Here is a 249-nt window from a genome sequence, read left to right on the forward strand (position 1 = left end):
GCCTACTCGATGCTCAGCGAATTCCGCACCTCGGCGGTGATCGCCACGCTGATCGCGGTGGTGCTGATCATCCTGTTGCTGGGCATGCTGATCCGCGTGCTGCTCCAGCCGCTGCACCAGATGAGCCGGGCCATGGAAGACATCGCCCAGGGTGACGGCGACCTGACCAAGCGCCTGCAGTTGCAGTCGAAGGACGAGTTCGGCGAACTAGCGCGGGCCTTCAACCACTTCGTCGAGCGCATCCACAGT

General features: G+C 63.5%; 1 protein-coding gene. It reads left to right on the forward strand.

Annotated features, from left to right (window positions below; translation table 11 throughout):
• On the forward strand, positions 1 to 249 hold a 249-nt coding region (locus OGL92_RS22120), incomplete at both ends, for a HAMP domain-containing protein (RefSeq protein ID WP_263148043.1).

Source organism: Pseudomonas sp. RIT-PI-AD (assembly GCF_025642785.1).
Taxonomy (GTDB): Bacteria; Pseudomonadota; Gammaproteobacteria; order Pseudomonadales; family Pseudomonadaceae; genus Pseudomonas_T.